25 protein-coding genes and 1 pseudogene are annotated in these 26,931 nt (G+C 34.0%); 9 read left to right on the top strand and 17 right to left on the bottom strand.

Translation table 11 applies throughout. From position 1 onward, the window contains the following. Positions 1–102 precede the first annotated feature (102 nt). A complete protein-coding gene (gene ku / locus QNH24_RS13930; protein WP_283868185.1) occupies positions 103–921 on the bottom strand; it encodes a non-homologous end joining protein Ku in 819 nt (272 codons plus the stop codon). A 104-nt stretch (positions 922–1,025) separates the two neighbouring features. Between ku and QNH24_RS13925 the strand changes: the two genes are divergently transcribed. Then, positions 1,026–2,849: a DNA ligase D gene (locus tag QNH24_RS13925; RefSeq protein ID WP_283868184.1), complete on the top strand. Its 1,824-nt coding sequence runs from the start codon at positions 1,026–1,028 to the stop codon at positions 2,847–2,849. Positions 2,850–2,910: 61 nt separating this feature from the next. On the opposite strand, the gene QNH24_RS13920 is transcribed toward QNH24_RS13925, so the two are convergent. After that, positions 2,911–3,870 (bottom strand): MBL fold metallo-hydrolase, encoded by a 960-nt coding sequence (locus QNH24_RS13920; protein ID WP_283868183.1) that lies wholly within the window; start codon positions 3,868–3,870, stop codon positions 2,911–2,913. 139 nt (positions 3,871–4,009) lie between these two features. Here QNH24_RS13920 and QNH24_RS13915 point away from each other — a divergent pair, with 139 nt between their 5' ends. Next, positions 4,010–5,497: a methyl-accepting chemotaxis protein gene (locus tag QNH24_RS13915; RefSeq protein ID WP_283868182.1), complete on the top strand. Its 1,488-nt coding sequence runs from the start codon at positions 4,010–4,012 to the stop codon at positions 5,495–5,497. Positions 5,498–6,269: 772 nt separating this feature from the next. On the opposite strand, the gene QNH24_RS13910 is transcribed toward QNH24_RS13915, so the two are convergent. Together QNH24_RS13910 and QNH24_RS13905 are read right to left on the bottom strand one after the other, a co-directional pair. After that, positions 6,270–6,533, bottom strand: a complete 264-nt coding sequence (locus tag QNH24_RS13910) for a hypothetical protein (protein WP_283868181.1) — start codon at positions 6,531–6,533, stop codon at positions 6,270–6,272. Between the two features lie 234 nt (positions 6,534–6,767). After that, positions 6,768–7,394 carry an FMN-binding negative transcriptional regulator gene (locus tag QNH24_RS13905; RefSeq protein ID WP_283868180.1) on the bottom strand — a complete coding sequence of 209 codons (627 nt, stop codon included), beginning with the start codon at positions 7,392–7,394 and terminating at the stop codon, positions 6,768–6,770. Positions 7,395–7,532: 138 nt separating this feature from the next. Between QNH24_RS13905 and pdxR the strand changes: the two genes are divergently transcribed. Then, positions 7,533–8,939, top strand: coding sequence for a MocR-like pyridoxine biosynthesis transcription factor PdxR (gene pdxR / locus QNH24_RS13900; protein ID WP_283868179.1), 1,407 nt, complete (start codon positions 7,533–7,535; stop codon positions 8,937–8,939). Positions 8,940–9,104: 165 nt separating this feature from the next. On the opposite strand, the gene QNH24_RS13895 is transcribed toward pdxR, so the two are convergent. Beyond that, positions 9,105–9,566: a GNAT family N-acetyltransferase gene (locus QNH24_RS13895; RefSeq protein ID WP_283868178.1), complete on the bottom strand. Its 462-nt coding sequence runs from the start codon at positions 9,564–9,566 to the stop codon at positions 9,105–9,107. A 283-nt stretch (positions 9,567–9,849) separates the two neighbouring features. Here QNH24_RS13895 and QNH24_RS13890 point away from each other — a divergent pair. After that, positions 9,850–10,861: pseudogene (locus QNH24_RS13890) on the top strand (S66 family peptidase). A 230-nt stretch (positions 10,862–11,091) separates the two neighbouring features. On the opposite strand, the gene QNH24_RS13885 reads toward QNH24_RS13890, so the two are convergent. Further along, positions 11,092–12,798, bottom strand: a complete 1,707-nt coding sequence (locus QNH24_RS13885; RefSeq protein WP_283868177.1) for a methyl-accepting chemotaxis protein — start codon at positions 12,796–12,798, stop codon at positions 11,092–11,094. A 608-nt stretch (positions 12,799–13,406) separates the two neighbouring features. On the opposite strand from QNH24_RS13885, the gene QNH24_RS13880 reads away from it, so the two are divergent. From QNH24_RS13880 to QNH24_RS13870, 3 genes are all read left to right on the top strand, one after another. Continuing rightward, the gene (locus QNH24_RS13880) at positions 13,407–13,775 is read left to right on the top strand and encodes a DUF6713 family protein (protein ID WP_283868176.1); all 369 of its coding nucleotides are present in this window, start codon (positions 13,407–13,409) and stop codon (positions 13,773–13,775) included. Between the two features lie 289 nt (positions 13,776–14,064). Further along, on the top strand, positions 14,065–14,409 hold the full coding sequence (locus tag QNH24_RS13875; protein WP_283868175.1) for an ArsR/SmtB family transcription factor: 345 nt from the start codon (positions 14,065–14,067) through the stop codon (positions 14,407–14,409). Positions 14,410–14,439: 30 nt separating this feature from the next. Continuing rightward, positions 14,440–14,955 (top strand): SRPBCC domain-containing protein, encoded by a 516-nt coding sequence (locus tag QNH24_RS13870; protein ID WP_283868174.1) that lies wholly within the window; start codon positions 14,440–14,442, stop codon positions 14,953–14,955. A gap of 343 nt (positions 14,956–15,298) precedes the next feature. On the opposite strand, the gene QNH24_RS13865 is transcribed toward QNH24_RS13870, so the two are convergent. From QNH24_RS13865 to QNH24_RS13850, 4 genes are all read right to left on the bottom strand, one after another. Beyond that, positions 15,299–16,165: a hypothetical protein gene (locus QNH24_RS13865; RefSeq protein ID WP_283868173.1), complete on the bottom strand. Its 867-nt coding sequence runs from the start codon at positions 16,163–16,165 to the stop codon at positions 15,299–15,301. 737 nt (positions 16,166–16,902) lie between these two features. Beyond that, positions 16,903–17,475, bottom strand: a complete 573-nt coding sequence (locus QNH24_RS13860) for an AAA family ATPase (protein ID WP_283868172.1) — start codon at positions 17,473–17,475, stop codon at positions 16,903–16,905. Positions 17,476–17,668: 193 nt separating this feature from the next. After that, positions 17,669–18,322 carry a pentapeptide repeat-containing protein gene (locus QNH24_RS13855; RefSeq protein WP_283868171.1) on the bottom strand — a complete coding sequence of 218 codons (654 nt, stop codon included), beginning with the start codon at positions 18,320–18,322 and terminating at the stop codon, positions 17,669–17,671. A 161-nt stretch (positions 18,323–18,483) separates the two neighbouring features. Next, complete coding sequence (locus QNH24_RS13850) at positions 18,484–18,627, bottom strand: YjcZ family sporulation protein (RefSeq protein ID WP_283868170.1); 144 nt, start codon at positions 18,625–18,627, stop codon at positions 18,484–18,486. A gap of 676 nt (positions 18,628–19,303) precedes the next feature. Between QNH24_RS13850 and QNH24_RS13845 the strand changes: the two genes are divergently transcribed. Continuing rightward, positions 19,304–19,510: a helix-turn-helix transcriptional regulator gene (locus QNH24_RS13845; protein ID WP_054770729.1), complete on the top strand. Its 207-nt coding sequence runs from the start codon at positions 19,304–19,306 to the stop codon at positions 19,508–19,510. Between the two features lies 1 nt (position 19,511). Then, the gene (locus QNH24_RS13840) at positions 19,512–19,907 is read left to right on the top strand and encodes a DUF2178 domain-containing protein (RefSeq protein WP_283868169.1); all 396 of its coding nucleotides are present in this window, start codon (positions 19,512–19,514) and stop codon (positions 19,905–19,907) included. Positions 19,908–19,990: 83 nt separating this feature from the next. On the opposite strand, the gene QNH24_RS13835 is transcribed toward QNH24_RS13840, so the two are convergent. The 7 genes from QNH24_RS13835 to QNH24_RS13805 form a co-directional block, all read right to left on the bottom strand. Then, positions 19,991–21,403, bottom strand: a complete 1,413-nt coding sequence (locus QNH24_RS13835) for a VanZ family protein (protein WP_283868168.1) — start codon at positions 21,401–21,403, stop codon at positions 19,991–19,993. 382 nt (positions 21,404–21,785) lie between these two features. After that, positions 21,786–22,127 (bottom strand): ATPase, encoded by a 342-nt coding sequence (locus tag QNH24_RS13830; protein WP_283868167.1) that lies wholly within the window; start codon positions 22,125–22,127, stop codon positions 21,786–21,788. 591 nt (positions 22,128–22,718) lie between these two features. After that, positions 22,719–22,916 (bottom strand): hypothetical protein, encoded by a 198-nt coding sequence (locus QNH24_RS13825; protein ID WP_283868166.1) that lies wholly within the window; start codon positions 22,914–22,916, stop codon positions 22,719–22,721. A 207-nt stretch (positions 22,917–23,123) separates the two neighbouring features. Further along, on the bottom strand, positions 23,124–23,567 hold the full coding sequence (locus tag QNH24_RS13820; RefSeq protein WP_054770726.1) for a hypothetical protein: 444 nt from the start codon (positions 23,565–23,567) through the stop codon (positions 23,124–23,126). Next, positions 23,564–23,866, bottom strand: coding sequence for a PadR family transcriptional regulator (locus QNH24_RS13815; RefSeq protein WP_054770725.1), 303 nt, complete (start codon positions 23,864–23,866; stop codon positions 23,564–23,566). Before QNH24_RS13815 ends, QNH24_RS13820 begins: the two co-directional genes overlap by 4 nt. Before the next feature lie 378 nt (positions 23,867–24,244). Next, positions 24,245–25,522 carry an IS110 family RNA-guided transposase gene (locus QNH24_RS13810; RefSeq protein WP_283868165.1) on the bottom strand — a complete coding sequence of 426 codons (1,278 nt, stop codon included), beginning with the start codon at positions 25,520–25,522 and terminating at the stop codon, positions 24,245–24,247. Positions 25,523–26,432: 910 nt separating this feature from the next. Continuing rightward, positions 26,433–26,837 carry a VOC family protein gene (locus tag QNH24_RS13805; protein WP_283868164.1) on the bottom strand — a complete coding sequence of 135 codons (405 nt, stop codon included), beginning with the start codon at positions 26,835–26,837 and terminating at the stop codon, positions 26,433–26,435. Positions 26,838–26,931 lie beyond the last annotated feature (94 nt).

Genomic DNA, 26,931 nt, shown 5'->3' with positions numbered 1-26,931 from the left:
ATTATCCTCTTCGCTTACGTTTCGGGGTCTCGTCAGTGATGCACTTCATAGTAAAGTTCACATAAAAAGCGTATCCGAAAATCAGAATACGCTCTTTATCCTTTAAGCATTTTTCTTCGTTCTTGTAGTACGTTTCCTTGGTGCTGGTTTCTTTGTTTTATCTAATGAAGCCTGGAGTGCTGTCATGAGGTCTGTAACATTATCAGGAACTGGGCGTTTATCGCTCGTTGAAATTGTACTTGTTGCTTTTTTCTCCTCTATTAGCTCCATTAGGGCATTTCGGTAGTCATCTGTGTATTTATCAGGATTAAACTCTGTAGTTAATTGCTCTACCAGCATTAGGGCGGTCTCCAGCTCTTTTGGTACAACTGTTTGTTCACTTGGAATATTTGGTACATCGCTTACACTTCTAACCTCATCAGGATAATGGATGGTTTCCATTACTAAGGCATTTTGATAAACGCGGACAACGGCCAACTGCTCCTTAGAGCGAATAATAATTTTGGCTACACCAATCTTGCCGGATTGCTCCAATGTTTGACGTAATAGGGCATAGGCCTTACTGCCAGTAGTATCCGGCGATAAAAAATAAGTACGTTCAAAATAAATGGGATCAATCTCCGTTAATTTGACAAAATCAATAATTTCTACAGCCTTATCTTCATTTTCCTTGCGTAAGTTTTCCAATTCTTCTTGATCTAAAACGACAAACTTATTTTTGGCATATTCATAGGCCTTGACGATATCTTCTTCTTTTACTTCTTGATTACAGCCTTCACAAACTTTTTTATAGCTAATCGGCGTATGACATTCTTTATGAAGCTGGCGTAATTTAATATCTTTATTTTCCGTTGCAGCATGTAGCTTCACTGGTATATTGACAAGACCAAATGAAATGCTACCTTTCCACACTGTATGCATTGATGTCACCTCGTTTTTCTTACTATGCTATATTTTCATTATTTTTATGTATCTTAAATGAAAATCAACAAAAACTGTTGGAAAAAGCAAATGAGGTGTTTTTATTGAAACCAATGCTTTTAACAGAGGCACTTGACATTCCTGAAGGAGATGAATGGCTTTATGAAACAAAATATGATGGTTTTAGATGTCTATTAGAATGGGTCGAACAGCCAATGCTTATAAGTAGAAATGGCAATAATTTAAATCATTTATTTCCTGAGATTATTGCTTTTTGTCAGCACATTTCAGACCAAGTGAGGCCCTTTTTACCATTATTACTTGATGGAGAGCTAGTTTATTTAATCAATAATTATAAAAGTGAATTTTCGATTGTCCAAAAAAGAGGGAGGATGCAAAACGAAGGGGTGATTGCTGAACATGCTAACTCGTTTCCGATCCATTTTATTGTGTTTGATGTACTAATTTATCAAGGCGAGTCACTAACAAATCGTTATTTAAAAACACGAAAACAACAGCTTATTAACCTTTTTATGACTTTAAAGCTTCCCTTAACGATAAACTATGAGGATCAGCATTCATTGCAAGCAATCGCTAGTACTGAGCAGTATCAGTCTCTTTGGCATGCCATAAAAGTGAACAATGGTGAGGGCTTAGTGGCTAAGAAAAAAACGAGTAAATGGATGGAGGACACACGATCTTCACATTGGCTAAAAATTAAAAATTGGCATCTCGTAACCGTTATCGTTACACATTACAATCATAGTAATGGTTATTTTCATGGGGCTGTGTACCTGCAGCAACAATTAGTAGAGATCGTCAACTTTAGGCATGGCATGACAGAGGAGGAACATAAGACCCTTGTTGCTTTTTTTCAAGCAAATGGTCAACGAAATAATGAAATTTGGCAGTTAGAGCCTTCTATTTGTGTAGATATCGCCTGTATTGATTTTGATGGTACTAAGCTACGAGAACCAAGATTCTCTAAATTTCGCTTAGAGCTTGCACCAGAGGATTGTCAATGGCAGCATATGCTACGACAGTTGTTTCCAATACCAGAGACAGTAAGCATAACACATCCAGATAAGCCTGTATGGCCAGCGATTGGGATTAACAAGGATAATTATTTGCACTATTTACAAATGATTTCACCATATATTTTACCATTTCTGCATAATCGCCCTCTAACATTAATTCGTTTTCCGCATGGGGCTCCTGGTGAAAGCTTCTATCAGAAGAGTAGTCCTGAGAAAATACCTGAATTTGTGTCAACAGGGTGGATGGATGAAATTAATTATCTAGTATGTAATAATCTTGAAACTTTATTGTGGCTCGGCAATCAGCTTGCGTTAGAGTTTCACATTCCATTTCAAACATTGCAAACAATACATCCAACGGAGATTGTTTTTGATTTAGATCCTCCTTCAGTGGAGTATTTCTCACTGGCCATTAAGGGAGCACTTGATTTAAAGGAAATCATTGACTTTTTTAAGCTACAATCTTTTGTAAAAACATCAGGAGGTAAAGGCTTACAGCTCTATATTCCAATACCTGAAAACGTATTCTCCTATGATGAGGTGAGAATATTTACGGAATTTGTCTGTAAGTTTCTATGTGAGCAAAAACCGGATTTATATACAATAGAGCGATTAAAGAAAAATAGACATCAAAAATTGTATTTAGATTATATACAGCATGCGGAAGGAAAGACGATTATCGCTCCCTATTCCACACGTGGAAATGAGAAAGGGCTAGTAGCAACACCGTTATATTGGGAAGAGGTTCAGCCACAGCTAACACCGGATCTTTTTACAATTCCTACTGTGTTGGAGCGTATGAAAAAAGTAGGGAACCCTTTTAAGCATTTTCGTCAGATAGGGGAGAATCAGGATTTTCAATCAGTTTTAGATCATTTAAAAAATTCCTAATAGGATTTATACTAAAAAAGTTAAAGCATCGGTGAGAGATCCGATGCTTTAGCCATTTAAATCAGGACTGTTGTACATTTACTTTTGCAAGGTAATCCAGAATCCCCATGGAGGAAACAATTGTATCAAACGGAATAGTTTCATATACAGGGTGGCTTGCTGATATGCCATTTTCCTGAAGATAGTTATATAAAAGCTCTTTTAAACGTGCATCTAAATAATGGACTTGTTCTTGGAAAATGCTTGATACCCTACTTGCTTTTTCTCCCTCAGCTAGAAACAGTGGAGTCCAGTAGCGTACTTGGCGATAGGCTTCCTTTGGATTTTTATATGCACCATAGTGTCCAAAATACAATTCACTGGCATTCAGTCTTTCATATAGCTGGATGGATTGCTCCATTGTCTCAGGGTTGTACTGATTAGGAGAGGTTGATGGGATGATTAAATCAATCGCCTCACCATCCATTTCGGGATAACGGACTCCTGTTGTGTCGCCTACAAACAGACCATTTGTTGCGGAATAAAGCATGGAAACATGATGTTTTGCATGGCCCTCTGTATGAAAGAAAGTTAGCTTGTGCTGACCCAATATTAATTCTTGCTCATGCTCAATTTCTTTTATTCGATTTGCATCGATTGGGACAATTGGATCGAAAAGACGCTCAAACTCCTCTCCATAAACACTCTTTGCACTTGCTATTAGTCGACTAGGATCAACCATATGAGATACACCTCGTGGATGTACAACGAATGTGGCATTTGGACAGCTTTGTAAAAATAGCCCCGCTCCACCAGCATGATCTAAATGGATATGCGTGACAATCACGTAGTCGATATCCTCTAATGCTATATTTAATTCATCTAACCCATCTATTATATATGGCACAGACGGACTGGCAGACGTTTCAATTAGAGCGATTTTTTCATCAATCAGTAAATAAGAGCTTGTACGTTGTTCTCGATTTAAATCATGTGTATCGATACAAAAAAAATTTGGCGCTATCTGTTGGACTCTAGACAATCTAATTTCTCCCTTCGAATTCAAATTTGTGCAAAATATTCTCTTGTAGGAATTTTTTAGCTACAAAAAGTAGTGGTTATACTATATAATAATAGAAAACCAAACTGAATGTCCATTCATTTTTTAGGGGGATTAATTAATGGAGAGAAGGATTCGCTATGACACACGAAAGGTTCATCGGGTTAATTTAGCTATTATTTCAATTTTGGCCATTCTAATTTGTGGTCCCATGATTTTTTCAAAGGGTATTATGTTCTTATTTATTGGACTTACTGTTATTGCATTCGCGATAGGAAATTATTTTTTACCAATTAAAACATATGTCAAAGGCTTTATTTTTGGTATGATTCCTTCAAGCGTAGTTTTTACATTATTTTTAGTCGATAGCTTTTCATTAAATAAACATTATATTTTACTTTGTACAGTAGCTATTATTGCTCTATATTTTAAAAAGGAATTAATTGTATTCTTTGGTGTACTAACAAATATAAGCTTTTTCATCTTGTATATTGCCAATTCTAAATCATTGCTAGGACCCTTTGATGATATTATCGTTTTTATTACGCTATTAGCCATTATGAATGGAGTTATCATTGCCTTTTTTTTAATTGCCAAGTGGGGAAATGAATTGATTGAACACGCAGCAATTCAGCAAAATGAAGTAAAAGCATCCTTAGAGCAGCTACAAAAAACATTTCAGGAGATAGAAAATAGTAGCCAAGCATTGGACGAGCATGTCACACAATTCCAACATACAATGCAGAGAATATCGACTTCGAGTAAGCAGATCCTCTTAGCTACCGAGGATATTTCTGCAAGTATTCAGCAAGAGTCCTCAAGCCTACAAATGATTCACGGAACGATGAAGGAATCTGTCCATTTTGTCAACGAAACATTTTCTATTTCCAAGGAAACCGTCTCTAAATCTACAGATCTTCAAGAGGAGGTTTTAGCAGGATGGGAGAAAATGCAGGATGCAATGGCACAAATGGAGGTTATGAGTCATGCTATAGGCTCTACTGCAGAAACTGTCAATGAGTTACAGCTAAGTCTGCAAACTGTAGACAGCTTGTTACAGGGAATTCAGCATATTGCAGAACAGACAAATCTATTGGCTCTTAATGCAGCAATTGAAGCGGCAAGAGCAGGAGAGCATGGTAAAGGCTTCGCTATCGTTGCCGATGAAGTACGGAAATTAGCAGAGGAAAGTGCAGCCATAACAGTTAGCATTACGGAAGTGACAAAAACATTGTTTGAAAAATCTACAGAGGCGCACCAACGCTCAGATGCAGGTGAAAAGGCATTACATCACGGAGAGATGCTGTTACAGGATGTCAGCAATTTCTTGAATGTTTTAAAAGATTCTTTTGCGATTACAAATACGGATTTAACTAGAGGGATGTCTGAATTAAGTAGTGCCATTTCACAGTTTGATAAAATACAGTCACAAATAGAAAAACTTAATGAAATGACTGAGCAAAACGCGAATTCTACTGGTGAAATTCTACATTCCGTAGAGGATGAAAACAGCATGCTAGAAATGATGACGAACACTACAAATCGTATACAAACATTAAGTAATACCTTAAAGTTGCTCGTTACAAATAAGGAAGAAAGATATTCATAGAAAGAAAATATACACAGGGGATAAAGATATTTTTCCTCCTGTGTTTTTATTTAATTTAAATACCGAATAAACATGATGACATACAAAATAAAGAAAGTAGTATTTATATAAGATTGTTTAAAATACTAAAATCTCCTATTGTCAAATTAGAATTTTAACGATTAAAGTTTGTGATTCAAGCGCCCCTACTTGTTTAAGTATCTGTGAATAAGCCAATCCTGAAAGGAAAAGGAGTGGTTCGTGTGGAAAACAGATTTTTTATTGGTATTATAAATGGCTTTATTTTAAGTGCAATTTTGTGGATTTCAATTTTTGGATGGATTCGAATAATTAAATATTTATTATAGGGTAGTATTTAAAACGGAAAGCTGCTGTTAATGTTAAACGGTTAAATGAAAAAGGATAGCTAGTCGAAGTCAATACTAACTACAATAGAACGCTTTCAAAATAGTACCCCATACATTTGCATGCTATTTTTGTAAACGTTAGGTGCCGGATTTACATACATATAATTTTTTCTCTGTTGAGTATGCAGGGAGGAGGGATTATCGTAAATAGTACAAGCTCAACAATTTTGGAAAAGAATCGAAATTTGTTCAGATTTTGTATAGAGCAATCTGCTAATCTATTCATGTCGAGGAATGCGAAAGCAAACCAACACGCACAAATAGACCAGGCTCTTAATTTTTAGTAGAGCTTGGTCTTTCTAATATTTTTAATAAATGTAAAATTTTTATAGAGACTCAAATCAATTTGAAGTGATTTGATGGGATTAGTATGAAAGGAGAAAATAGACATAATCGTCTATTTCCTCCTTCATTGCTTTTAATTTAGCCTTGTGTTTAGCTTTTGGAATCGAGTGATACTGCTCATATCGACACATTCTACATGAACAGTGAATTTTGCCTTTGCTTAATTTGCCGCGTGCTGGCATGTAATTACTCTCTAATAAAAATACATTTTTTAAAATGGCCCATTTTTTTCGAATTATTCGCTCTTTCTGATGGCGAATATAGGCTTTTGATCGATTTTTCATAAACTATCAGCTCCCTTGAGAAACCCAAGCTTGCAGGGAGAGTCAAGGGATATAATAGCACTCCCTACAAGCTTGGTATTGAGCTGATAGAATGGATTACTTGGCGCATATTATCATTCCTCTTTTATAAAACTATAACATAAGTCAACTACAATGCTTTATGCAAGAGTAGTGAATTTTATCGTGAATGGCTTATAATCAATGTTTAATGAAAAGTTGTACTTATACTAGAATCTACGAATTATGACCACGTTCCAATCTTTTCATTTCTTCTGCTATTGCACATGCGTTCGAATCATTTTCTTCATATAGTTGATGGATAATATTTGAATAATCCTCTTTATTTCGATTCTGGCTTAATTTATATGCAGCTTGTATTTCCTGTACCTTAACCTTTACACCAACAATTCCTTTCATTTCTTGTTCTAATAATTGGGGAGAAAGTGTATCCCATAATACGGGATGCTCACGATGTTTTTCATATTTCTCAAGTAAATTTGACAAATCTTTTTCGAGCTCTTTTCCTTCAAAGGTTTCGGCTTTTCCATATACATGTACTGATTGGTAGTTCCATGTTGGAACATTCTCTTGTTCATACCAAGAAGACGAGATATAGGCATGAGGCCCTTGGAACATAACTAGTACCTCATCTGTCTCTTGAAAAGTTCTCCATTGAGGATTTCCATATGCTAAATGCCCTGTGAGGTAATAATCATCACCTTGTTTGCTGAGAAGCAGTGGTAAATGCGTAGCAATGGGTCTACCTTTTTTTATAGAAACTATTGTGGCAAAAGCGTTTAAACGAATAAATTTTTTAATTTCCTCTACATCGGTTACTTTGTAATATTTAGGAATAAACATAGAAATCGCCCTCTCTGATTTTTTAGTGAAATGTCTTAAAACCTTTACATTTTACATCCCACAATATAGATTTAATTATAATCATTCATTGGCACCTATCAAAGTGCCAATAATGTTATTTTTAAAGGAGCCAATATAATGATTGAAATAACACCAATTTTAGATAAAGATGGTCCGCTTTATCTTCAGTTATACAAATTTATCAAAAATGAAATTCAAGTAGGGAATATTCGTGCAAATAGTAAATTGCCATCTCAACGAAGCTTAGCTAAACATCTAAATATAAGTCGAAACACTGTTGACGCAGCCTATCAGCAACTTATCGCAGAGGGCTATGTTATAAGTAAAGAAAGAGATGGAATATATGTTGTGGAATTAGAGAAGGATTTCTTTGTAAAGAATAATCAAATAGATAATGATATTTTGGCAGCTAGCTCTAATCAAGAGTCGGAAGATGTAAAAGTAAAATACGATTTTAATTATGGTGATATTAATTTAAAGGATTTCCCCTATAAAATATGGCGGAAATTAAGTTTACAAAGTTTAAATGAAGAACAGGGTTATTTATATTTGTATGGAGATCCTCAAGGGGAGTCTGAATTAAGAAATTCAATCTCTCAATATCTTTATCAAGCTAGAGGTGTAAGTTGTTCCGCAGAGCAAATTATTGTGGGAGCTGGATTACAATATCTCACTGGACTCCTGTGTAATTTGATTGGAAGAGATGTTGTCTATGGCATGGAAGACCCGGGATATTATCGAGTTCGGTATTTATTTGAGGATAGTGGTAGAAAGATTCAGCCAATACCACTTGATAATAGTGGCATTAGTGTTTATCATCTTAAAAAAACTAAAGTAAAGGCTGTCTATGTAACACCCTCTCATCAATTTCCAACAGGAATTGTTATGCCCATTACCAGAAGGATGGAATTATTGGAATGGGCCAGAGAAGAGAACGCTTATATAATCGAGGATGATTATGATGGTGAGTTTAGATATAGCGGAAAGCCTATACCTGCTCTTCATGGATTAGATAGCTATGAAAATGTAGTGTACATGGGTACATTTTCGAAATCATTAATTCCTTCTATTAAATTAAGCTATATGGTTTTACCAATGGAGTTAATTAATCTTTATAAAAAGAACAATTTCTATGTTCAAACTGTGTCAAGGCTCCATCAGCATACTTTAAGATTATTTATGGAAAGTGGTCATTGGGAAAGACATCTAAATAAATCAAGAAATATTTACAAGGGAAGACATCTCGCCTTATTAAATGCAATTCATCAAGTGATGAACAATGATGTCAAGGTATATGGTTCTGGTTCTGGTTTGCATATCCTTCTTGAATCGAACAATCATATGACAGAAAAACAGCTTATTCAAACGGCTCGAGAGCAAGGAGTCATCATCTATCCTACTTCAGTTTTTTATGCCAACCCTCCAAAAAATCAATCAACTAAAGTATTACTTGGTTTTGCAAATTTAGATGAAGCTTCTATTTTTAAAGGGATTGAGCTTTTAAATAAAGCGTGGTTTGAATAGTAGTTGATTGTCAGTCAAAATTTGGGGCTGTCCCATAAGTCTCTTTTGTAGTAAAATCACATGAAATTGAAAAGGCATAAACGTTGATTTAACAACGTTTATGCCTTTCGCTTTTTATTTATTTTTGGTTAAAAACCCTCTTTTGGGACAGCCCCTTACTAATCATCAAAATTCCAAACGCATGGTATGGTTCATATCTTTAAAACCATGTTTTTCATATAAAGAAATAGCACCAGTATTTTCAGTTAATACGCTGAGCTCCAAGTAATCTAAATTGCGATCTTGAGCCCAATTTTTCGCTTCTAATAGCAAAGCTGAACCAATTCCTTGATTTTGATAGGGTTTTCCAACAATAACATCAGTAATAAAGGCATATTTATGTTGAACTAGACATGAATATGAGGGGGTTATTGTTTCTTGAACAAGCAGAAAGCCAGCTACATGCTTATTTATTTCAGCTATGAGAATATCTGATTCTTTTTCATTAATTGTATTTCTAATAAACTCGACATCTTGTTTTGCAGGCTTCCGATAGTTAGGTTGTAAGATAGACATTTCTAAAAAAAGTTCTTGGTATAAAATTTCAATTTGTTGAATTTCATCTACTGTTGCTATCTTTATCTTCATGATATACCTCCATTAAGTTTTTAATAAATTCAAGTAATATTTTAGATTATAGGTTGATTTATAGATATACAATATGATAAGTAATATAAATATTTTACTCTCAAGGTTTTGCCTACTACATAATCTCCAGTAGGCTTAAATCTTTTGCAATTTGGTACGATGCGGACACTATTTTATTTTCAATAAGAACATATTAATACAGAAAAAATTATTGCTAGAGAATTCCTTTTTTCGAAAAACCAATATTTTATGTTAGAATAATACAAAAATAGGGGTGATACATATGATTCAATATCCATTTTTAGAAAAGGAGATAACAATTGGAGTTACAGCACCATCTTCTGGAGTGCCCACTGAACTGCATGAATTATTGAAAACGGCATGCAATCGTTTAAGGAGGAAAGGCTATTCTGTGATTTGTGGAGATACTGCTTGGACTCAAGATAAAGCAAAATCTGCACCTGCATCAAAGCGTGCTGAAGAGTTTAATGAAATGATGATGAATGATGATATTCATATTATTATTCCACCATGGGGAGGGGAGCTACTTATTGAAACTCTTGAATTTATTGACTTTGATAATATTCAAACGAAATGGATTTTAGGTTACTCAGATATTAGTCTTTTATTGTTGGCGATTACATTAAAAACAGGTATGGCTACTGCACATGGAACAAATTTTATAGATTTAAGAGACGAGTATTCTGATAATACGACAGCAATGTGGGAGTCAGTTCTTTCTCTGAAAAAAGGAGAATCCATACTACAACTTTCGTCAGAACAATATCAAAAGGAATGGCAGTTTGATCAACCCACTCCATATGTTTTTAATTTCACAGAAAAAACTGAATGGAAATCAATTTCAAATAACCTTGTTCAAATACAGGGGCGTTTACTTGGTGGATGTATTGATACTATTAGACATTTAATTGGGACAAGATTTGGTGAGGTTCAAAACTTTAAAGAAAATTATATTAAAGATGAACCTATTTTATGGTTTCTAGAAAATTGTGAATTGTCAACGACCGATTTACGTAGACCTTGTACAAATGAAATTGGCTGGATGGTTTACTAATTGTTCGGGTATTATGTTTGGCAGAAGCCAGGCAAATACCACAGTAGGAAATTATACAGTTGAAGATGTTTACAAGGAGCTAGCTATGGAGCTTCAAGTACCCATAATTTATGATATTGACTGTGGACATGTTCCCCCACAAATAACATTTATAAACGGAGCATATGCAGAAGTGGAATTGCGCAGTGGAAAAGGGAGGATTTTACAATATTTTATATAATATAAGCTTTATAAATGTTGATATGAAGCGATTGCAGAGGGGTTAGCACTATACCACTTCACAAAGTAACTACAAAGGTTTTAAGGAACAGTGAGAGCTAATGGAGAAGAAGCGGTATAGATCAAAAACAGAATCTAGCCGCTTCTTTTTATATAACTGATATTGTTATTTTGGAAAAAATGTAAAATCAAATTAAATTGTTAAAAGTGGTGCTGCAAATGATGATCGTATTAAACTCGGAATTGAGAAGCCAGGTCTCTTAACTCCTCTGCCAAGTTTGCAAGTGCATTAGCAGATGATGAAATTTCCTCCATTGATGCCATTTGTTCTTCAGTTGTAGCAGACATACTCTCTGCTCCAACAGTAGTAGATTTAGTTATGGAGTGAATTGTATTCATACTACCAACAATTTCCTGAGTTCCCGCAGCCATTTCCTCGACTGCTGCCGACACTTCTTCTACCTGTGTTGTAACACTTTGAATTGCATTTTGAATTGAAGCGAAAGTTGTACGTGTATTTTCAGTTGTTTTAATCCCTTCTGTCACTTCCGATGTTACTAACTTCATTGATTCAACAGCCCTAAGCGTATCTTTCTGTGTCTCAGAAATCAATACTTCAATTTGATTTGAAGAAACAGCAGACTGTTCTGCTAATTTTCTAACCTCATCTGCAACAACAGCAAAACCTTTCCCATGCTCGCCAGCACGTGCAGCTTCAATTGCGGCGTTCAGGGCAAGAAGATTCGTTTGTTCAGCGATTGCTGTAATTGAATCAATAATTTGACCAATTTTATTTGAACGTTGTCCTAACAAGTCCACAATTTCAGATAACCCTTTTACACGATCTGTAATGTCCATCATTTGTTGATTCATTTGATTTGCGGCATCTATACCATTTATCACTAGAGATAATGAATCCCCTGAAAGTTCGCTTACAGCTTGAGCATTGCCAGCCACTTGTTGAACACCTGTTGACAGTTCATTGACGGTATTGAATGTGTTAGAAACATTATTGAGTTGTTCTACTGATCCTTGAGCGATGGTTTCCATTGTATTTGCAACCAATTCTGTTGCTTTTGAAGTTTCTGCTGCATTAACATTCAGTTCTTCAGATGCTGCAGCGACATGATTAGCAGTTTCAGTGACTTTCGTTACTGTATTATTAATATTATTTATCATTGTATTAAATGATTGGGTTAATTGACCGATTTCATCCTTTGATGAATACTTACCCTCCACAGTCAAATCGCCGTCGCCAACCTTTAACATATTCGCCTGCAATTCTTTAACTGGATTTACAATTAAACGGGCAATCCATGTTGCCAATGTAATAAAGAAAATAACGGCCAAAACAGAGAGAATGATAGTCATAATCATAGTAGTGAATAGACTTTGTTCATTTTCTTTATTAAGCTTATCGGCATCCTCAGAACATAGAGTCATAAGATTACGTGCATCATTTGCCATATTCTCACTAAAATCAGCTAATGTTGTGATGAACATAGAATAGGCTTCGATGTTTTGGTTCTGACCAGCCAAATCAATAACTTTTTCCATGGCATTAAAATAACCATCGACATTGAATTTAAGAGATTCTAACAGTTTTTGTTCATCTTCATTTCCATTGTAAGAGGCCTCGAATTTCACGATGGAGTCTTTAATATTCTCAGACCTTTGTGAGATGTTTGTTTGTAGGTCGGCATTACGATCTGCATCTGTAGTAATCATGAGCTCTAAAACGAAAGAACCCATCGCACGAATGTCAGTGCGAATTTCACCGATATATTGAATTGGCAAAAGTGACTCGTTGTACATCTTGCTGGATTTGTCCGCCATATCCTTTATGTAGAAAAAACCAACTCCCGAAATAATTAGCAGAAAAATAACAGCAGATGTAATAAGTGTTAGCATTTTCTTTCCAATTGATAAGTTTTTCAAAAATATATCCTCCTATTGGCCCAACTATCTTCAAAAATTATTGTGAAAAAAAAGTATAACTTTGAATATATTGAGTAAATCTGATTTAGTAATAATATACTACATCTAAATCTATTATAAGAGAAGAGTAAATTGCGAAATTTTTATTACGAAGTTAAAGGGTTACAGGCGAACATGTTTACTGAAGGAAAGAAAGTCTTAATTGGAATTGAAAAACTAAACAAAATACGAACTATGTATTTCTAGGTTCGTTAGAAAATTAATCAAGATAGTCATAATGGTGTTCAGAAAGGTTGCATCTTCGATTTAGGTAGTAAAAAAACAAACTCTGGTACTTATGATGAAGAGTTGAATAGGGGATTATGTAGTAAAAATAGAGAAATTTAATATTGATTTTAATTGTAATAAAATGACTTCTATTAAGTAAAAACACTTTCTAACATAATTAATTTTAATGGCTTAAACAGTGATAGCTAGGCCGTATTCTTTTGTACGGTCTTTTGCTATGCCTAACTTATGTTAATTTGACTTCATATTGACATATTTATTTTATTTTGAGGCGATAGTTTTGTAGTAACATGATGATATAAAGTTGTAGGGGGTATAACATGCCTGATTTTTTGCTTGTGCTTTTCTTATTTAACCTATCTTTATTTCTTTTGCATGAAATGGATGCCATAAGGCGCTCAGAATGGCGATTGTTTATTGTACTGAAGGATATGGAGGATTCTAAAGCATATAAAGTATTCACGTTTCTTCATCTTTTTCTATATGTAATAATACTTTCTTTACTATTCAGCGAGTATCAGATAATTGTGTTTTGGTTCCTAGATTTATTCTTTATCATCCATGCAATCTTACATTTATTTTTTGAAAAACACCCTCGAAATGAATTTAAAAATACATTTTCAAGAGCTATAATTTATCCAATGGGGATTCTTGCAGTTGTACATTTCTTGTTTTTAATTAATAGTTAGTTAATATTATTTTTAAAATCACATCTTACTTGGTGTGGTTTTTTTAGCTTTAAAAAGGAGAAAGAAATAGAAAGTAGACAGAAGTTTCTTGAAGTACATAAAGGTCAGGGAATCTTACATGCTTCTTAATGTCAATTGGCAAGCATCTGAAATTATTGAGCACAACCTAATCAAGAGGTTTCTTTTTAATATACTTTGACAGGAATATTCCTCATAGGTTATATTGATAACAGGTGATAATGCCTGTGCGATATAGAACAGGCGACCATCATATTACGAGGTGAGCTATATGTCAGGGAAAATTCCAGGAGTAAATATATCGACATTAAGCGCTTTGTCTGAAACAAACCGTATAAATATTGTCGAACTCTTGCGCCAGGGTCCTCTAACCGTGGGTGAAATCACCGACCAGCTGGAATTGAGGCAGCCCCAAACTTCAAAGCATCTAAAGGTTCTTAGTGATAATGGGATTGTGGAGGTGCAGGCTGAAGCTAACCGCCGAATCTACAAGCTCCGACCTGAGCCATTCCAAGAGCTGGATTCATGGATACAGTCCTTCCAGTGTGTGATGCAGGAAAGATACGATAACCTAGATGCATATTTGAAGGAATTGCAGAAAAAAGAAAGATCATAAAACCATTCCATGATTAAAGGAGGAAGCGCAATGTCAAGCAATTCAATGGTATCAAGGGTAGAAAATGATTGTGTACTTATACTAGAGCGCGTTTTTGATGCTCCACGTGATTTCTTATTCAAAATGTTTAAAGAGCCAGAGCATCTGAAACGCTGGTGGGGGCCGAAGGGATGGGAAATTCCAGTTTGCACCGTTGATTTCCGTCCAGGAGGCGTTTGGCACTACTGCATGAAATGTGTCGATCCAAACCAAGGCCAATTTTTTGGTATGGAATCGTGGGGCAAAGGGATTTATAAGGAGATTATTGAGCCAGAGAAAATTAGCTATACTGATTACTTTTCAGATGCTGAAGGAAACTTGAATGATTCCATGCCATCGACCGAGATGACATTGGATTTCATCGATTTTAATGGCAAGACTAAGCTGATAAACCGTGCAGAATACGTGTCCGCCGAGGCACTTAAGACTGTTATGGATATGGGCATGTTACAAGGAATTACAGAAACTTGGGATCGTTTGGATGAGATTGTTCAGTCACTGAAGTAAATTATCATAAAATGCAGCCTGAAAGCTTTGATGTTTTGCATAAAAGATTTCGATAAATTATAATTTTTGCAGAAGCTGTAATATTTAATTTTGTAGGTAATTTAAAACTCTATGCAGTAATAGAAAAAATAAATTTACGAGGGCGATGCTTGAATAAAAGCATCGCCTTTTGCATGTTTTATAGAACATCTCAGGTTTATCAAGGTATTCAAATTCTATTATGTATTATCTTTTAAAACACAAATTACAAAGCTTATTACTGCTTTTACAATAAAGTAGAAAATTGATGATTATCAAAGAAAAAAGGAAACCACTATTTATCTGGTTTCCTTTGATAGATATGTTAAACAAAGCAAGCGAGAGTAGTTTTATCACTATTAGGAGTACTAATTCCAAGTAGCCAATCATCTATCAACGCTAAGTGTTTATCTAAAACTTTATCAGAGTATCTACTCCATAACTCTTTTGTAAATCTAATGTGGGTTTCGTTTAGAGTGAAATCAACCTGTCTTACGGTATTTTTACCACCACTATAAAGCATTGTAACTGAACTTGAATAAATACAAAATTCAATTTCTTTATCATTGCACACAATGACATTTTGAGCAAATATATTTTCTGTATTGGCTTTATTTGATCTTGATGAGGCAGCTTCTGCTAAAGCTTGTAAACTATTTTTAATTTTCTCTTTATCATTTTCTGTGATGCCGTCATATAAATTACTGATTTCATCAATGGCTGTCTTCCAGCTAGAAGTTCGTTTTGTGTATTTTTTTTCATAGTTGCTTTTTAAGTGCATTAAAGGATTTTGCAACACCTTCGTAATATATTGGTTGTATGCAGCAACTCTTGCTCTTTTAGTTTCATCATTTTCTTGATCAGTGGGCAAAGCCGGGTTGTAATTGGAAACTATTCTTGCAATATCAAGTATAGTTGTTAATCCAACAATCGGACTTACTTGAGCAGATTCTTTGACCTCATTACTAAAACGACCGTATGTTTGCAGTGCATTTTTTACATTATTATTGGCATCGATAGCTTCGTTTTGTGTGTTACCAATAATTAAACCTCCACTAATAGTATCTTGGACAGGCGCAGCATCTTGTAAAGAGGAAGTAAGGTCGAAAGAAAGTGGTGTTTGAATATTTTGATGAAGGGAAACATCATTTACTGTTAACCAGCTTTCCATCTGTAAATCTTGATTTGACATAATATAAGCCTCCTAAAAATAATTGTTTTTGGAATTAACAAATCCATATTTATAAATTCCATAATTGGTAATATAAACTATTAAGGTTAAAATTAGGTTAAAAAATTCCAAAAATAAAAAATTTATTTATTTGTAAGTATAGGTGAAATAGATTGTAATGGAAAAACTGAACTATTTTTTGTTCGCTTTATAAAATGAGGAGGATGAATTTTTTAACTAAACAAATTATCTCAATAACTAATAAAACCAAAGCAATTCAATCTTGGGTTGCAAAAAGAGATTTAAAAGTGCATTCCTCAACTTCGTCATTGCACATAATTAGATACATAGAACAAAATCAAAAGTCCTACTGCTTTAAATAAGTCCAGTAAACAAACGCTTCTGTTGTGATTTTAAACAAGAGGGGGAATTGTAAAAGTAGATGAAATATATAAGCTTTTTATGATATTTAGAAGCAACAGTCAAAAGCTCTCCAGTTAAAGTCAATATTCCATGTGGATAGTGTCAGACTACTTTACTGGATTTGCACTTGTTAAATCTATTAGCATAAAATACGTAATTAAAAAACGATAAAATTTATATCCAAAATCAAGATAGTAAATGCATATGCTATTTAAAGTGATTAACGTCTACATCAAATGCTTTTGTGAATTTTGTTTGTTCGAGCGCATAAGACGCAAAGGAAAAAAACGAGGAATGAAAACAATGAAAGTAATCAAGTACAGGTAACGTTTCATTTAAAGCTCCCAAGATACTACATTTTCAGTAATAAAGCTTGCTCTTTCTTCAACGCTCAATTTAGGTACTTCAATAAGTTCATATCCAAGATGTTTATATGTTTCAAACATGATTTTATAGGTTGCTACAGCTTCCTCAAAATCCTGTTTTCTTTCAGAATCAGTTTTGTATATGTCTTTCCAAGGGGGTAAAATAAACACTTTCTTGTTATACATGTACTTCCTAGTTGCTGACTCAAGTTTCTTAGAAATAGGAAGATTAATCAATTGAGTATAAGCAAGAGTATCTGGAATGCCTCTATCAAAAAATAAAGGCTTTTTTTGAGGGTTCGACAATGCTGAAATAAAACTTTCTATTGATCGATCTAACATTAAATCACGATATTTTTTTACATTTTTCCAAGGTAACGCATCACCCTTGGAAGAAACTTGTGTTTGAATGATTTCTCTTGCAACTTCATGGATGTATTTATAGCTATTTTTCTGTAGTTCATCTAACAAAGTTGTTTTACCAGAACCTGGACCTCCGGTAATAATGATAAAATCACCTCTAAATAAATTATTATCAATCAATTTCTGATATCCTCCTAGATATTTACTTTATTATAATAATTGAGTAGATCCAATCTTTCTTATAAAAGGTACGACTAAACTACACTCACTTAGCAGGTGTGCATCTTTTTCTATTAAACCTCTTTCAACTACTACAAATTTTCTTGATTTTTTGGAGAAGAGAAAGCCGTAATTCCAATCAGCTTGTGCTTTTTTAATTTAATGACTTTACCTTTAATCCCAACAAAGAAGCAAAACCAATAGCTTGTTCAGTGGAAACCTCACACCCATTCAAACTTTCTATGGTTACATTAAGTTTTTCAAAATTACATGTACTAATATCAATTCCCTTTAAAGAAGTCTGAGAAAAATCAACATCATTAATATCACTTTCATAAAATTTCACCTTATTAAGTGAACAATCATAAAAATTTGCACTCTGTAGTATTGAATTGTCAAATATCACTTGCTTGAAACGGGTTACAGCAAAATTGCATAGATTTGCAATACATTTTTCAAAAGAAACGTTTCCAAGATTAGCTTCAGAAAAATCAGTGCCTAATAATTTGCAGTTTTTGAAATTAACTCTATGTATGATACCTTCCCTTAAGTTTGCATTAGATAGATCGCAGTTTTCAAAAATTACATCAGTTAAATCAATTTTTCTAAAAGAAACATCAATGAATTTTGCATTTTTAAAGATAACTTTAGATACAACTAATTTTTCAACAACTTCTTTATCAATTACTGTATCAGCAATAATACAATTTGATAAATATGGGTCTTCATCATAAAAAATATCTTGAAAATTAGCTTTTTCTAGATCTGAAAAGATTTTTGGTAATTCTATTTTGAAACTCTGTGACATATTAGTACCCCTTTCAAAAAGCTAGTAATACTATATATGTTAATTTTAGATAAAAAGAATAAAATGAAAAGACTTTCATATTAAGTAAAAGTATGTACAATATGAAGAAAAACACTAAAAAAGGGCCACCAAGCTAGGAAGTGACCCTTAAATCAGAAATGTTAATATCCTCCACTCATAAATGTAGCGCCGACAATAATTAAAAGTATAAATAGAACAACAATTAAGGCAAATGATGAACCATAACCGCCGCCGTTATTGCCGCAGTTATTAATGCCACCAACATTTCCACCATAGTATCCCATAAAGTATCCCTCCTTTCTACATTTATAATATGTTAGTTGTAGGGAATGAGTGGGGTGTTAAACCATTAAAAGCTATCCATATTTATATATTTTTGTTAGATGGAAAATTAAAAGTAGAAGTGAGTTTAGGAGGTGTAAGACTAAAATTAGCTTTACCTACTATTCTTATGATAGCTATGTTTGTATAGTGAATTGCCCGTGAAATAAACTTCCAATAATGATAAACAAGGAGGTCAATTAAATTACAGCGGGGGACAGGAAGGACTAGGCGTAGCATTTCGGTCAGGTTTTGGAGATGGCATATATGAAGTTTTGCTACTATCAAAGACTGCGGCTCATGGGGGGAAAGAGTCGCTAAGGTTGAGATAGTGCTAATTGAAGATGGTGAATTAGATGATGAAGATATAATTAGCTGAAGGACAATATTGAATTGTAAATTCGGATAGCTTTTTGAATTCTCTTCTAGAGTGATTTTGATGTTATATAAATTGAGAAATATAAACTGATGAAGTGGCTGAGAGGCTACTTCTTTTTTTGCCATTTTAAAGATTATTGCTTTTTCAACCCAATGTGAACAAAATCATGTGTTAAACATGTTTGACATATGATTAGTATTTTAGGTATTATTAGGGTGTAAAAAATGTTTTACACCTCAAAATATGAAGGTGGTTGTTGAATGAAAAATAATATAAAGGAACTTAGAGAACAATGTAATATTTCTCAAGGAAAATTAGCAGAACGTTGTGATGTAACTAGACAAACAATTAATGCAATAGAGAATAACAAATATGACCCGAGTTTAAAGTTAGCTTTTGATATTGCAAGAGTATTAGGGGTCACTATGGAAGAATTATTTATACCGTATGGGAATGGGGAGAAATGAAATGAATAAATCAAAAAAATTAGTCGGTATAATTGTTTTGATAGTATTTTGTACATTCGTAAGCTACACCTTATACAAATGGTTACGTTTTGGTACTATTAATGGGGGTTCTATCATATTTAGTTTTATTGCATTATCTTATCTTTTAAATTGGTTAAATTGGGGTGACCATAATGGCGCAAAAGACAAAGATGAATTAGAAAGGCATATTGAAACTCAAAGCGCAAAGATTGGGTATTATGTTTTAATGATTATGGCATGTCTTATATTATTTATTTCAGAGGGTGTATCTAATTTAAATGACATGAAGAATTATCCTTTACTCTTGGTAGTTGGTCTTACATTTGTTACTTCACCAATAATAGAATTTATTTATTCAAGAAAATTTAAAAATTGAGTTAAAAATTAGAAAGGCCCAGATACTCCAATAATTTGAGTCTGGGCCTTTACTAAATTTAGGAATATGTACTCCCGTATTTATTACTTCCTAGCTTGAATTAATGTGAACCAATCATTTCCATTAAACTTTCCAGAAACATTGTATATTGGCTGGTAGAAGCCTTTTGTGTCATACATATGCGAAAGTTCAATCGATTCTATTTCAATTTGGTCTCCTTTTTTTATAACAAGATCTTCCTCCTGTACCAGTGCGTTATATTTTATTTGAGGGAAATCGCCATTCTTTATTCGTTCATACACCTCTGCAGGAGACAATATGTCAACTTCTCGTATAAATCGATTTTCATGAAGACTATAGGCTAACGAATAAACACGGCCATCTTGTTTTAGGCCGAGCTCAATATCCCCAGTCCAATAATCTCTTTTTAAATCGGGACGATCAGGTAATTTCCATTCAAATTCGCCATTCTCCTGTACAGTAAATTCTGCATCTTGCGGTAGTATAGAAAGTTTGTCCATTAGTGACTTTGCCTTTTCTTCTTGCACAATAACTGAAGTTTGCTCTGGTGTATAATTGTTATCTGTTAACCACCATTGTCCCTCTGCATCATTTTTAGTCAATGTATAGGGGACCCCATCTTTATCTTCCACTAAAATCTCACCACTGCCCTTATCATCCTGTGTATTCACCTGAGATAATCCTAATTTCTGTTGTAATAGGTCTTCTACGTCCTCATTTTTAATGATTTTCTTATATACTGGAGCAACAGTTGATGCTGAGCTTAATTCCAATGAGGTTGATACTTTCACATCTGACATATTCGATTTTGTATAGGCATTTATGGCTAAATGACCAAACTCCTTTTGGGCATAGACAATATTCATACACAAAAAAATCAAACCCATCAATAGAGGTATAGCAAGGTTTCCAATCAGACTTTTCATTTTTATTTTTTTGTTATGTGTAATGGAGGCAGCTAATCTGTATAACTGATATCCAAAAATACCACCAAGTGAGTTGTTCATTAAATCATCAAGCTCAAAAATCCCTGCTCCCGTTAGTGTCTGATACGTTTCAATTGACACTGTAGCACCTACAACTACAAGAAGAAGCCACTTAAATTCTTTAAATTTAGCGATAAGTAAAGGCAACAAGATTCCAAGTGGAACAAACATTAATATATTAAATAGACAATTTTGGAGATCTCTTAAAGAATATTTTTTCCACGCGTCAATATAACCACTGAATGGTTGAAGATTCATTTGCATGTAATGGGAAGTGCCACGGCCAATAATCGTTAGCTCCAACACAAAAACAATATACCCAACGAAGATTGCACCAAGAATAAGCTTCTTTATAGGGATTTGTTTTTTGTCCAATTGTCGTTTTCGATAAAAGTAATAAAGGGTGATGAGTAAGAACTCTACACCAATAATAATAATTACTGGTAACATTAAAAAACGAATATTGCTAATAATTTCTGTAATACCCAAGATGAATTGCTCCTTTTTTCTAATGGTAATTGTCAAATGCTACATATCATAAGAGACTAACTAAATGTTTTTATTTGATTTCGCAATATAGAATCCTTTTTTGGTTTTATTTGAAATGATATTGATTATTGTAAATGGAAATTATTAATAATTAATGAGGATATTTATGAAGATTTTCTTAAGGATTTTCATAATTAACAAGTTTTATATTAGTGTGATTCAAGGTTGGTGAAGAAGCTTGTAATAAATGCAATGTAAGGAAGGGTAAGAGGTTGTCCGAAAGATATTTTAAGAAAGGGGGACAAGTTTGGGGTAAATGAATGAACATGAAAAACCCTATACCGAAGTATAAGGCTTTTCTGATTTTACAATCTGTTCAAAATTAAAGAATCTGTGTTAATTCTGAGTTCACTAACCGTTGGGCATCAATGATATTACCTGAAGCTGTTCGCCCGTAAACGCTATATAATCCGCCAGTTTGATTCGGAACAATTTCAACTTCATATTGAAACGCACCACCTACACCTGCAGTTACAAAAGTAGAAGCGTTGGCATTAGCGGCAAAAGGAGTTGTTGATAATAATTGTCTTGTACCGTTGAGTCTAAAAACGCGTACAACTCCAGTCAGTAAACCTCCAGTAAGGTTGAGAACTTTGACACGAACGCTAGTGGCATTAGCCGGTAGATTTCCAGTATTTTCGATTGGACCAGTAGTTAAAGGCATGTAATTTTCACCTCCTCCAAATTAAAGATTGATAATCTGCAGATTACATTTTTATAATATGTAGTAAACTGTTACACTCTCTAGACTTATTCATCATATTTCAAAAAATAAAAGAAATATGAGGTTTGATTAGTAGAAATATTTAAAAAAATCTATAAATAAAGGTGTGCTTTTATATCAAGATGTATTACCGTAGTAGAAAAACCTATTGGCGTGAGATGTCAATTTTATACAGTTGGTGTTTGATGGAATTATTTCAAAAAAGGGGGATTTGACAGGAGGTATTATTCTAGGGCTTGAAATGATATTAGGCATCTATTCATAAAATAAAAGGGTAATCAAAGCGATGATTAAAGATAGTTAGAGGATGTAAGGACTAGGCATCAATAAAATATGTGAATGAAAACAATAATAATAGAAATATAACTGATAGAGATATGATAATTTGAATATATTTATGACTTTCTCCATTATCTACTTTTCTCTATTTATAGCAAAAATATTTTCTATCACATATTAAATGGTCTTTTGTGGAAAGAAACTGTTAAAGGGGCGCTCTGCTTGAAGCGACCCTATAAAAACATTAAGAGACTATTTGAATTTGTCTAGTTTCTTTACTTTCATTGAAGCTACTTCTCCACAATTAGTACAAATAGATAATATAAGTGGGGAGCTCGAAAAAATTGAAACTGAGTCTACTGGTCTTACATTTGCATAAGCCCCACCTAATTCACCTTGAGTAAAGGTATCACTACCACATAATTTACAAATTAGTTTATCATTTTCCATGAAATCACCTCGTTGAGTAATTATGTAAATTGTATCATAAAAAGGGCGTACATTCGTCAACGTTACAGCAAATTTAAACAGCCAAGATACTCAAAATATGAGAGCTAAATTATGTGAAGAGTGCAAACAGTTGGATTCTTGTACTTGTTAAGATACTAGTAGACCAAGACATCAATTGCCTTGGTCATTTTATTAAACCTATTTGAATTAATTTGCTAACACTAAAAATGCTATAAAACTCAATCCATACAAGCCCATAAATCCGAGACCCATTTTCGATAATCTAGTTCTGATTGAAAAAGCTTTTTGAAAACCTTCTTTAAAAAGATTCACAATGAAAATAGAAACAGCTAAGAAAAATGATGCCATTGCAATAATTAAAGTAATTTGTTCCAAGAAAATAACCCCCTGTGATGATCTGTATTGTAGAATAATAAATATATTAATCAAACTGATAAGCAATAACATATTACTCATACGAATGCCAAAAACTTGTCGTTCATTTATTTCGATTTTCCATGCATCAACAATTCCTCTCAGTAAATCGATAATAATAAAGAATGACCAATCTTCTTGTTCTAATAAATCAATTATTTCATCGCCATATCGTTTTCTCCAATTTTTTGGATATAAATAAATCAACCACTTCATATTAAGCCAAGCCTTTTTGCACCGAGTGCAGTTACTGCTTGGATTTCTTTGATTTGATTGCTTAAATATTCACGTCCTTCATCTGTAAGCCTATAAGGTTTTTTACGATCATCTGATTCAAGGACTTGAATATATCCTGCTTTCTCTAAACGAGTAATTGCCCCATATAAAGTCCCAGCCCCTAACTTAATACTATAATTTTTTTCAATGTCCTCCATAATCGCATAACCATGACAATCTTTTTCTGCCAGGCTAATCAAAATAAACAATGAAGGCTCGGAGAATCTATCCTTTTTCATTACAATACCTCCCTCTATAAATGTTGATATATCAACGGTCTGACCCGTTTTTAAAGTGATGAAAATATTTTTTCACCGCATAGTACATATAGTCTTTTCTAGTTCTTCAATTCATTGTCATTTGGTGAGTACGCTTCGCTAAAGTTAATTGAAAAAAATTAACTTTTAATTCCACTATATGATGCACTAATGGATCTCTGCGATGCTTATGACGACTCACCCTCCCATGTCTCTTGGCGTCTAGCGCATACATTCCTTCGTTCGGTCTATTCATAAGGCAGAGGCTGGCGATGCTCCTTAAGGGACTCGTAGTCTTATGGTGAAAATAATGCCGGCTTCTCCGTGTCATCCTTCTGTTAGAGGTCGAGTTCTGATTGCTTAGGCTGCCTCTCCGAGACAATAAAGGTCTTTCATCATTTGGCTCACATCAAAATGTACTTTCTTCTTGCACAAGGTGTGTAAAATCTTCAGTAACTTTCCACAGAGCACGACAATCGATTGTTTCTTTCGAAGTGGATTGATGGTGCGTGTAGTGTAATAATCATGTAATTGCTTAAAGGCCTCATTATGACGAATTAACGGTATCATGACACGGAATAAAAGAGCTCGAAGTTTTCTTCTACCACGCTTAGAAATCCGTTTTTTTCCTTTATGCTGTCCAGAAGAGTTTTCACGTAATGTGAGTCCCGCTAGTTTGATTAATTGGCGTGGATGCTCATATTGTGTAAGAGAACCAACTTCGGAAAGCAGCTCGACAATTGTTACGTCTCCGATTCCAGGTACTGATGCTAAATACGCATAATCCGTCATTTGTTTTGCCAGTTCTATAAGCTGGGCTGTTAATTCATCAAGCTGAGCTTGCATCAATTGATACTGGGAAAGTAGTGTAGCGATTTCAATGCGTGCCATCACTAAGCCTTCTGTCAGTCCAATCGAGCTTTGTGCCACCTCGACTAATTGTTTTGCCTTTGGTAGCTGTGGACTTTTCATCCCATCTACTTGGCGGTATAAAAATAATAATTCTTCTGGCGTTTTCCCTTGAATGTCCATCGGCAGTGGTGTCTTTTCAAGCGCCGCATACGCCATTTTCCCGAAGTTTTTAAATACCTGTGTAAACTCAGGAAAAAAGCGATCTAACCAACGGATCATTCGATTTTGTAAGGCATTTACATCTTCTTGGATTTTGGCACGCAAGGTTGTACCATTACGCAATTCAGCTTCCACGCCTTCTAGAATACGTGGATAACTAAACCGTCCATCTCGCATTAAACGTGCAATGACGAGCGCATCCTTTTGGTCATTCTTTGTTTGAAGATTGTCATCTAGCTCTTTGGAACGATTGACATGATGAGGATTCACCATGATAAATGGAATTCCATGTGCTTGCAGATAGGCAGCGAGATTCATCCAGTAGTGACCTGTGGGCTCGAAACCGACAAGAATTTCACTTTTTTCATGGGTAGCACGTAAAGCCAGTAATCTTTCATAAAAAGCATCGAAACCTTCTCTTGTTTGCGAGAAAGGGAACGATTTTTGGAGCACGCGTCCTCTTTCATCAACCGCGCATGCATAATGTGTACGCTTGGCAATGTCGATACCGATGACGAGTGTTTTTTCAGAGACTTGATTAATCTTTTGGTTCGTATTAGAATTCATAATTGGAGTCCTCCTGTGTGATGATGAGTCAATTTCCCGTTGACACTCATGCATCATACAAGAGGGCTTTTTCTTTTTCAAGCCCCTGAAAATCCTTCTAACAGGAATGCTCCCTTAAAATATTTATTACGTCTGACGATATAACGTACAACGTAATAATAACCGCAATTTAGAATTTATGCAACTTCTTTAAGTTTTTAATGGAACTTCACCTCTGAAATAAAAATTATGAGCATCAATACTAAATACCCTTTTCTTAAAAATTGGATTTGGAAATCAAACAGAAAAGTTTAGCGATATATAGATAAAGCAATAGACTTAAGTATGTTAGAAAGGTTTTATTCAGGAAGAATTTCCATGAAAATGTTTGTAGCTCATCGTGAACCATCAGGAGTAAATTCAACATGAGGTATTTGTAAAAGAAATGATAATACATGAGAGGATTTACTTAGCATTCTATTTTCTAGCTAAGTTGATATTGAAATCCAATATTCTATTTGGATAGTGTCAGACTACTTTTTTGGATTTTCATACGCTCCGCCTATTTCATGTTCTTTAAATGTTTTAGGGCATATTATTCAAAAACTCTTTTAGAAATGGTTCATACATACCAAACTAAATTCAACATGATAACTCCTTTTTGGATTCCATCTCATTTGAATTCTAAAATTCTTCCTTCTACAAGATTAGGTGGTGCATCTAGATGACCGTATCCAAATGTCCTCCTGCCTGTTCCAAACAGGCAGGAGGGAATAAAGCTGAAATTAAATGCTTGGGCCTTCAATACATGAATAAATGTCCAAACTATAGGGTGCTTAAAGGGAGTGCTAGTTTTGCGGGTTTTGAGAAATTAGATGGGTTTTTATAGAAATTAAATAAGGATTTAGAATCGTTAGGGACTGTAGGGTATTTAAATATCTTTGTTGCTACGAAGCTCTACAATTGTTCCTTCAGGTGCTTTTATTTTGCATAAGCTACCATTCTCAACATGGTAAATGAGCTCATTGTTCTTTATTAAGAATTTGGTACCTAATTCATGTAGACGAGATACCTCTGATTTTAAATCTTCTACCCATAAACAAAAATGAACTAGACCCTGAGAATTTGTGTTTACGTCACTAAGTATTTCATTTTGTTTTCCAGTTTGCAATTCAATATAAAAATCGCCTAACTGTATCCATGTATTAAAGTTTCGTCCATGAAAATCGGGTGATTCTTGTACTACTTTAAAACCTAGTACGTCAGTATAGAATTTTAATGATTCGGTGTATGTATTAGTTTGGATGCATAAATGATGGACAAAACTTTTTTTCATAAAAATACCTCTTTTCAATAGATAGATGTTCCTTTAATAGGTTCATTAAAATATTATATCAATTTAGTATAGAAGGAATAAATATAAACCGAAA

The organism is Lysinibacillus pakistanensis (genome assembly GCF_030123245.1).
Classification (GTDB): Bacteria; Bacillota; Bacilli; order Bacillales_A; family Planococcaceae; genus Lysinibacillus; species Lysinibacillus pakistanensis.
The sequence above is the reverse complement of the archived record's forward strand: the minus strand, read 5'-3'. Positions and strand labels throughout refer to the sequence as shown.